Annotated in this window: 8 protein-coding genes; 5 read left to right on the forward strand and 3 right to left on the reverse strand. The window is 54.5% G+C overall.

The genetic code is table 11. The features are described from left to right. Positions 1-159 precede the first annotated feature (159 nt). The 3 genes from fbaA to epd all read right to left on the reverse strand — a co-directional run bounded on the left by fbaA (position 160) and on the right by epd (position 3,572). Entirely contained in the window at positions 160-1,239 is a 1,080-nt protein-coding gene (gene fbaA / locus AAYN39_RS06985) for a class II fructose-bisphosphate aldolase (protein WP_000034386.1), read from the reverse strand. A gap of 101 nt (positions 1,240-1,340) precedes the next feature. Beyond that, positions 1,341-2,504, reverse strand: coding sequence for a phosphoglycerate kinase (gene pgk, locus AAYN39_RS06990; RefSeq protein ID WP_000111274.1), 1,164 nt, complete (start codon positions 2,502-2,504; stop codon positions 1,341-1,343). Between the two features lie 21 nt (positions 2,505-2,525). Continuing rightward, positions 2,526-3,572 (reverse strand): erythrose-4-phosphate dehydrogenase, encoded by a 1,047-nt coding sequence (gene epd, locus AAYN39_RS06995; RefSeq protein WP_000218338.1) that lies wholly within the window; start codon positions 3,570-3,572, stop codon positions 2,526-2,528. Positions 3,573-3,945: 373 nt separating this feature from the next. On the opposite strand from epd, the gene AAYN39_RS07000 reads away from it, so the two are divergent. The 5 genes from AAYN39_RS07000 to AAYN39_RS07020 are packed head-to-tail and all read left to right on the forward strand — an operon-like array spanning position 3,946 to position 6,998. Then, positions 3,946-4,371 carry a PPC domain-containing DNA-binding protein gene (locus AAYN39_RS07000; RefSeq protein WP_000218564.1) on the forward strand — a complete coding sequence of 142 codons (426 nt, stop codon included), beginning with the start codon at positions 3,946-3,948 and terminating at the stop codon, positions 4,369-4,371. A 25-nt stretch (positions 4,372-4,396) separates the two neighbouring features. Beyond that, a complete protein-coding gene (locus tag AAYN39_RS07005) occupies positions 4,397-4,975 on the forward strand; it encodes an ECF transporter S component (protein WP_000124001.1) in 579 nt (192 codons plus the stop codon). Further along, complete coding sequence (locus tag AAYN39_RS07010; RefSeq protein ID WP_000553254.1) at positions 4,976-5,683, forward strand: energy-coupling factor transporter transmembrane component T; 708 nt, start codon at positions 4,976-4,978, stop codon at positions 5,681-5,683. Further along, positions 5,671-6,348 carry an energy-coupling factor ABC transporter ATP-binding protein gene (locus AAYN39_RS07015; RefSeq protein WP_001775599.1) on the forward strand — a complete coding sequence of 226 codons (678 nt, stop codon included), beginning with the start codon at positions 5,671-5,673 and terminating at the stop codon, positions 6,346-6,348. The genes AAYN39_RS07010 and AAYN39_RS07015 overlap by 13 nt, the downstream gene beginning before the upstream one ends. Continuing rightward, positions 6,342-6,998, forward strand: a complete 657-nt coding sequence (locus AAYN39_RS07020; RefSeq protein ID WP_000956919.1) for an ATP-binding cassette domain-containing protein — start codon at positions 6,342-6,344, stop codon at positions 6,996-6,998. The genes AAYN39_RS07015 and AAYN39_RS07020 overlap by 7 nt, the downstream gene beginning before the upstream one ends. Positions 6,999-7,112 lie beyond the last annotated feature (114 nt).

The raw sequence follows: 7,112 nt of genomic DNA on the forward strand, positions 1-7,112 counted from the left end.
TTTGCAGTTGCCAGACCGCAAGATGTTTTAACAAATCAAAAGGGGTTTTAATAACTGGCTTAAAGCTGAAAGCTTTCCGGAACCCCCAGCCTAGCTGGGGGTTTTCCATAGACAAAAAAATGGCTTCCCGAGGGAAGCCATTTCAATCAGCAGACTATATTACAGAACGTCAATCGCGTTCAGTTCTTTAAATGCTTTTTCCAGACGAGCGATCATCGAAGTCTGGCCAGCACGCAGCCATACGCGCGGGTCATAGTATTTCTTGTTCGGCTGATCTTCGCCTTTCGGGTTGCCCAGCTGACCTTGCAGATACGCTTCGTTTTCTTTGTAGTAATTCAGAACACCTTCCCAGGTTGCCCATTGGGTATCGGTATCGATGTTCATTTTCACTACGCCGTAGCTTACGGAGTCTTTGATTTCCTGAGCAGTAGAACCGGAACCGCCGTGGAAAACGAAGTTCAGGCTGTTGTGCGGCAGGTTGTGTTTCTTAGAAACATAGTCCTGAGAATCACGCAGGATGGTCGGGGTCAGAACCACGTTACCCGGCTTGTAAACGCCGTGTACGTTACCGAAGGAAGCGGCAATGGTGAAACGCGGGCTGATTTTGCTCAGCTCAGTGTACGCGTAATCAACATCTTCCGGCTGGGTGTACAGAGCAGAAGCGTCCATGTGGCTGTTGTCCACGCCGTCTTCTTCGCCACCGGTGCAACCCAGTTCGATTTCCAGAGTCATGCCAATTTTGGACATGCGCGCCAGGTATTTGGAGCAGATTTCGATGTTTTCGTGCAGAGACTCTTCAGACAGGTCAATCATGTGAGAAGAGAACAGCGGTTTACCGGTAGCCGCGAAGTGTTTTTCACCCGCGTCCAGCAGACCGTCGATCCACGGCAGCAGTTTCTTCGCGCAGTGGTCAGTGTGCAGGATAACCGGCACGCCGTAGTGTTCAGCCATCTGGTGAACGTGATGCGCGCCAGAGATAGCGCCCAGGATTGCCGCGCCCTGAGGTACGTCAGTTTTCACGCCTTTACCCGCGATGAAGGACGCGCCGCCGTTGGAAAACTGAACGATGACCGGTGCTTTAACTTTTGCAGCGGTTTCCAGAACAGCGTTGATGGAATCAGTGCCCACGCAGTTAACTGCCGGCAGAGCAAAATTGTTTTCTTTTGCTACCTGGAACACTTTCTGTACGTCATCACCAGTGATCACGCCTGGTTTTACGAAATCAAAAATTTTAGACATGTTTCGTTGTCCTGTATCGTCGGGCTTTGGGAAAAAACACGGGCCGCCCTGAATGTCAGATCGGCGATAAATCAACGGGCAGGAATCCCTGCCCGTAACGATTACTTCTTAGCGCGCTCTTCGAGCATCGCTACGGCTGGCAGAACTTTACCTTCCACGAATTCGAGGAATGCGCCGCCGCCAGTAGAAATGTAGGAAATTTTGTCAGCAATGCCGAACAGGTCGATTGCCGCCAGGGTGTCGCCGCCGCCAGCGATGGAAAACGCTTCGCTATCAGCGATGGCATTCGCCACGATTTCAGTCCCTTTACGGAAGTTCGGGAACTCAAACACGCCAACCGGGCCGTTCCACAGAATGGTTTTGGCATTCTTGAGGATTTCAGCCAGCTGCTGAGCGGAAGCATCGCCGATATCCAGGATCTGCTCGTCTTCTTTCACGTCGTTAACGGATTTCAGAGTCGCTGGTGCGGTTTCGGAGAACTCGGTGGCAACGCGAACATCGGTCGGAACCGGGATATCGCAAGTGGTCAGCAGACGTTTTGCTTCGTCAACCAGGTCAGCTTCGTACAGGGATTTACCGACGCTGTGGCCCTGAGCGGCAACGAAGGTGTTGGCGATACCGCCGCCGACAATCAGCTGGTCAGCGATTTTAGACAGGGAATCCAGAACAGTCAGTTTGGTAGATACTTTAGAACCACCAACGATAGCCACCATCGGACGAGCCGGCTCTTTCAGCGCTTTACCCAGTGCATCCAGTTCAGCGGCCAGCAGCGGGCCTGCGCACGCGACGTCAGCAAATTTGCCGATACCGTGGGTAGAAGCCTGCGCGCGGTGCGCAGTACCAAAGGCGTCCATCACAAATACGTCACACAGGGCGGCATATTTTTTAGACAGCGCTTCGTCGTCTTTCTTTTCGCCTTTGTTAAAGCGAACGTTTTCCAGAACCACCAGCTCACCTTCGGCCACGTCAACGCCGTCCAGGTAATCTTTGACCAGGCGAACCGGGTTAGACAGTTTGTCTTTCAGGTAGTTAACAACCGGCAGCAGAGAGAATTCTTCGTTGTACTCGCCTTCGGTAGGACGACCCAGGTGGGAAGTTACCATCACTTTCGCGCCCTGTTTCAGAGCCAGTTCGATGGTCGGCAGAGAAGCGCGGATACGCGCGTCGCTGGTCACTTTCCCTTCTTTAACAGGTACGTTCAGATCCGCACGGATAAAAACGCGTTTCCCGGCCAGATCCAGATCGGTCATCTTAATTACAGACATGGTGAATCCTCTCAATGATGCTTAAAGTTTTGTCGACGCTGACGCGTCGAGCCTGAAACCAACTGCGGCCATCGCTAACGTGGTGTCGAGCATCCTGTTAGCAAAGCCCCATTCATTATCGCACCAGACCAGCGTCTTGATCAGGTGGGCGCCACTGACCCGGGTTTGCGTGCCATCAACAATGGCGCTGTGCGGGTCGTGGTTAAAATCTATCGAGACCAACGGTGATTCCGTATAGTCAACTATACCATGAAATGCACCTTGTGCTGCTTTTTGCAGCAACTGGTTGACTTCACTAGCTTTTACTGGTTTTTTCACCGTTACGCTTAAATCGATCGCCGTCACATTAATGGTTGGAACGCGCACCGCAATCGCCTCAAAACGGTCGTTAAACTGCGGGAATATACGCGTAATGCCTGCCGCCAGTTTTGTATCTACCGGGATAATCGACTGGCTGGCCGCGCGCGTGCGCCGTAGATCGGAGTGATACGCGTCGATCACCTGCTGATCGTTCATCGCGGAGTGGATCGTCGTGACGGTACCAGACTCGATGCCGTAAGCATCATCCAACAATTTAATGACGGGAATTATGCAATTCGTGGTACAGGACGCGTTTGAGACAATACGATGTTCCGCACGCAGTTGGTTCTGGTTCACGCCAAAAACGACGGTGGCGTCAAGATCGTTGCTGCCCGGATGAGAAAAGAGCACTTTCTTCGCGCCAGCGGCAATATGCGCCTCGCCATGCTCCCGGTTGCCATATACGCCCGTACAATCCAACACGACATCCACGCCCAGTTCGCGCCACGGCAGATCCGCCAGCGTTCGTTCATGCAGAATACGAATGACATCGTCGCCGACAAAAAGCTGCTCGCGCTCGTGGCGAACCTCCCATGCAAAACGCCCGTGGCTGGTATCGTATTTCAACAAATGCGCCATGCCTGCGGCATCCGCCAGCTCGTTGATGGCCACCACGGTAATTTCCGCCCGACGTCCGGATTCATACAAAGCACGAACCACGTTACGCCCGATGCGACCAAAGCCATTAATCGCTATGCGTACGGTCATAGGTCTCCTGCAAGGCTATCCCGATTCAGATGAGGCTGACAGAGTAATGCAGCTTATCGTCGAGTAAAACCTCACCTGTCGCAAACTGCGACTGATTGGTTAATTGTCGAACATTTAATTAACTGAAACGCTTCAGCTAGAATAAGCGAAACGGGGAATAAAAGGAATGTTTGTCCAGTCGAAGAAGACAGTTATCTGACCTGCATCACATTTCATGGCCGCTTACGCTGCAATTTATTCCATATTTAAGAATCACCAGTACATCCGTCAGATCTTTTCATCGTCGCGTCACAAATACTGATTTATATCAGAAAGCGCTGTCGCCAGCGTCTATATTATCAGCGCCACGTCCGAGTCTCGGAGTCCTGTAACGATGACTGTATCTCACCACAATGCCTCTACAGCGCGCTTTTACGCGCTTCGTCTGCTTCCCGGCCAGGAAGTGTTTTCCCAATTACACGCCTTTGTGCAACAGAACCAATTACATGCCGCCTGGATTGCAGGGTGTACCGGCAGTCTGACCGACGTTGCGCTGCGTTATGCCGGGCAAGAAGCGACCACATCGCTCACCGGCACGTTTGAAGTTATCTCGCTAAACGGCACGCTTGAATTGACCGGCGAGCATCTGCATCTCGCGGTATCGGATCCCTACGGGGCCATGCTCGGCGGCCATATGATGCCAGGGTGTACCGTGCGTACCACGCTGGAGCTGGTTATCGGCGAGCTGCCAGCGCTGACGTTCAGCCGTCAACCGTGCGCCATTTCCGGTTATGACGAACTGCATATTTCTTCCCGTTAATTGACGACTCTTTAAGAGGTACTTTATGGCGCGTCGCCCGTTTTCCAGCCAGTCTCTGGTGCTGATTGTCATCGCTATTGCCATCAATATGATTGGCGGACAGCTTATTAGCATGTTGAAGCTGCCTATTTTTCTCGACTCGATCGGCACCTTAATTAGCGCGGTACTGTTAGGGCCGTTCATCGGCATGTTGACTGGGCTTCTGACCAACTTGCTGTGGGGGCTGCTTACCGACCCTATCGCTGCCGCGTTTGCCCCGGTAGCGATGGTTATCGGTCTGGTCGCCGGGTGGCTGGCGCGCGCAGGCTGGTTTCGTACCCTGCCCAAAGTGATCGTCAGCGGGGTCGTCATTACGTTGGCGGTGACGCTGGTCGCCGTACCGCTTCGTACCGCGCTTTTTGGCGGCGTTACCGGTAGCGGCGCTGATTTGTTCGTCGCCTGGATGCATTCAATGGGCCAAAACCTGGTGGAGTCAGTCGCGATTACCGTCATAGGCGCTAATCTGGTCGATAAAATTCTGACGGCGATCATCGTTTGGGTGCTGCTGCGTCAGCTACCGTTACGTACGACACGGCATTTTCCTGCGATGTCAGCCGTACGCTAAATGCATCCGTTTACCTCGTTAACCTTATGGGCGTTGGCGGCCTGCACCACGCTGCTACTCCCTGCGCAGACCGTGTTCCCGGTTTATAGCGCGGCGGCCTTCCTCTGTCTGCTGGCGCTGAAATCAACGCGGCGGCGGGCGAAGTATGTCGCCTGGCTGATGCTGTCTTTAGGGTTTGGGCTATGGCTGGTACATGGCGGTTGGCTAACGGAATGGATAAGCGGGCAGCCTCGCGATCCGCAGCGCTGGGTATATGCCGTTACGCTATGGCTACGTCTGCTGGCGATCGTGTCGACGTCGCAGCTATGGATGCAGTATGTGCCGGTTCAGCGGTTTATTCGCGCCCTGTTCGCTTCACGTCTGCCACCCGGCATCGCTTACCTGTTCGCTGGCCCGCTGCTGGTCGTCGAACAGCTCAAACGACAACTGACGATCGTTCATGAAGCCCAGCGCGCGCGCGGCGTACCGCTGGATGAAGGCTGGTATCAGCGGCTACGGGCAATGCCTGCGCTGATCGTGCCGCTTACGCAAAATGCGCTTAACGATCTGACAATACGCGGCGCGGCGTTGGATATGCGGGGGTTTCGGCTGCATCGAGCCCGAACCACGCTGTGGGCGCCGAAAGATAGCATGTTACAACGGGTTGCGCGGTATGGCATGGTACTGCTAATACTGGCGGAAGCGGGAGTATGGATATGGTTACGTTAGAGCAGTTTCGTTATCTTCCGTCCGATGCGACACGCCCGCCGGCATGTTTTGATTTCCACTATTCAACACCCGGAATAGTGGCGATAGTCGGCGATAACGGCAGCGGAAAAAGTACGCTGGCGCAACTGATGGCTGGCTGGTATCCGGATTATCTCCCCGGCGATATTGACGGCACAGGCCTACTGCTTGGCGTACCTATCGGGCGGCTCCCGCTGGTAGAACAGTCGCCCACCATCCACCTGGTGCAGCAATCGCCTTATTTACAGCTTTCCGGCTGTACCTTTAGCGTAGAGGAAGAGGTGGCGTTTGGCCCGGAGAATCTCGGCCTCCATGAAGCGGAAATTCTACGGCGCATTGACGAGGCGCTGACTCTGACAAACTGCCAGTCGTTACGCCATCGCCATCCCGGCACGCTCTCCGGCGGCGAAACGCAGCGGGTAGTGATTGCCAGCGCGCTTGCCATGCAGCCCAGATTATTAGTTCTTGATGAAGCCTTCAGTCGGCTGACGTCAGCGGCCACCGGGACACTGCTGGAACGGTTACAACAGTGGGCGCTGGAACGTCATTCTCTCATTGTGCTTTTTGAGCGTAATCATTTCCCCTTTCTGACGCGATGCCAGCGGGTATGGCAATTGCGCAACGGAGCGCTAACCCCATTATGTTGACGTTAAATCAGGTCGCTTATCGCTGGCCAGATGCCGCAGCCGACTGTCTGCACGCCATCTCGCTTGAACTTCGTGACGGCGAATGGCTGGCGTTGACCGGCGATAACGGCGCGGGAAAATCAACGCTGTTACGGATTATGGCCGGCCTGCTTTCCCCCACTTCCGGCTCGGTAACGCTTAATGGAGAGCCGATTGCGCAGCTTAAAAATCGTCAACGCGCCGCCGCTATCGGCGTACTCTTTCAGGAAGCGGAAAACCAGATTTTCCACAGCAATGTCGCACAAGAGGTCGCTTTTGGGCTGAAACTACAGCGCTTATCGGCGGAGGATATTTCACGGCGCACGCAGGCCGCGCTGCGGTTATGCCAGCTAACGGACGTCGCCGAGGCGCCCCCGCTTGATCTGCACGCCGCGCAGCGCCGGATGGTGGCGGTCGCCAGTCTGGAGGCGATGGCGCCGCCGGTGTTATTGCTGGATGAACCCAGCCGGGATTTTGACGCCCACTGGCTAACCGTATTTGAACACTGGCTGGCGACATGCCGGGCACGGGGAACCAGCGTCGTGGCGATTAGCCATGACGCTGCGTTTACCCGGCGTCATTTTTCCCGGGTGGTACGGCTGGAAAACGGCAGGTTGTCAAAGGGGGAATAAATATCCTCCGGCATAGCCGGAGGTTTTTCTGATGCGCCTGTAAGGCTCTCTTACCAGCCGCGCCCTAACAGGCGCATACGATCTGACATTTGCATCAAACTTCGTTACTTACGG

Origin of the sequence: Salmonella sp. K21076 (genome assembly GCF_039650795.1) — a bacterium.
GTDB classification, from domain to species: Bacteria; Pseudomonadota; Gammaproteobacteria; order Enterobacterales; family Enterobacteriaceae; genus Salmonella; species Salmonella enterica.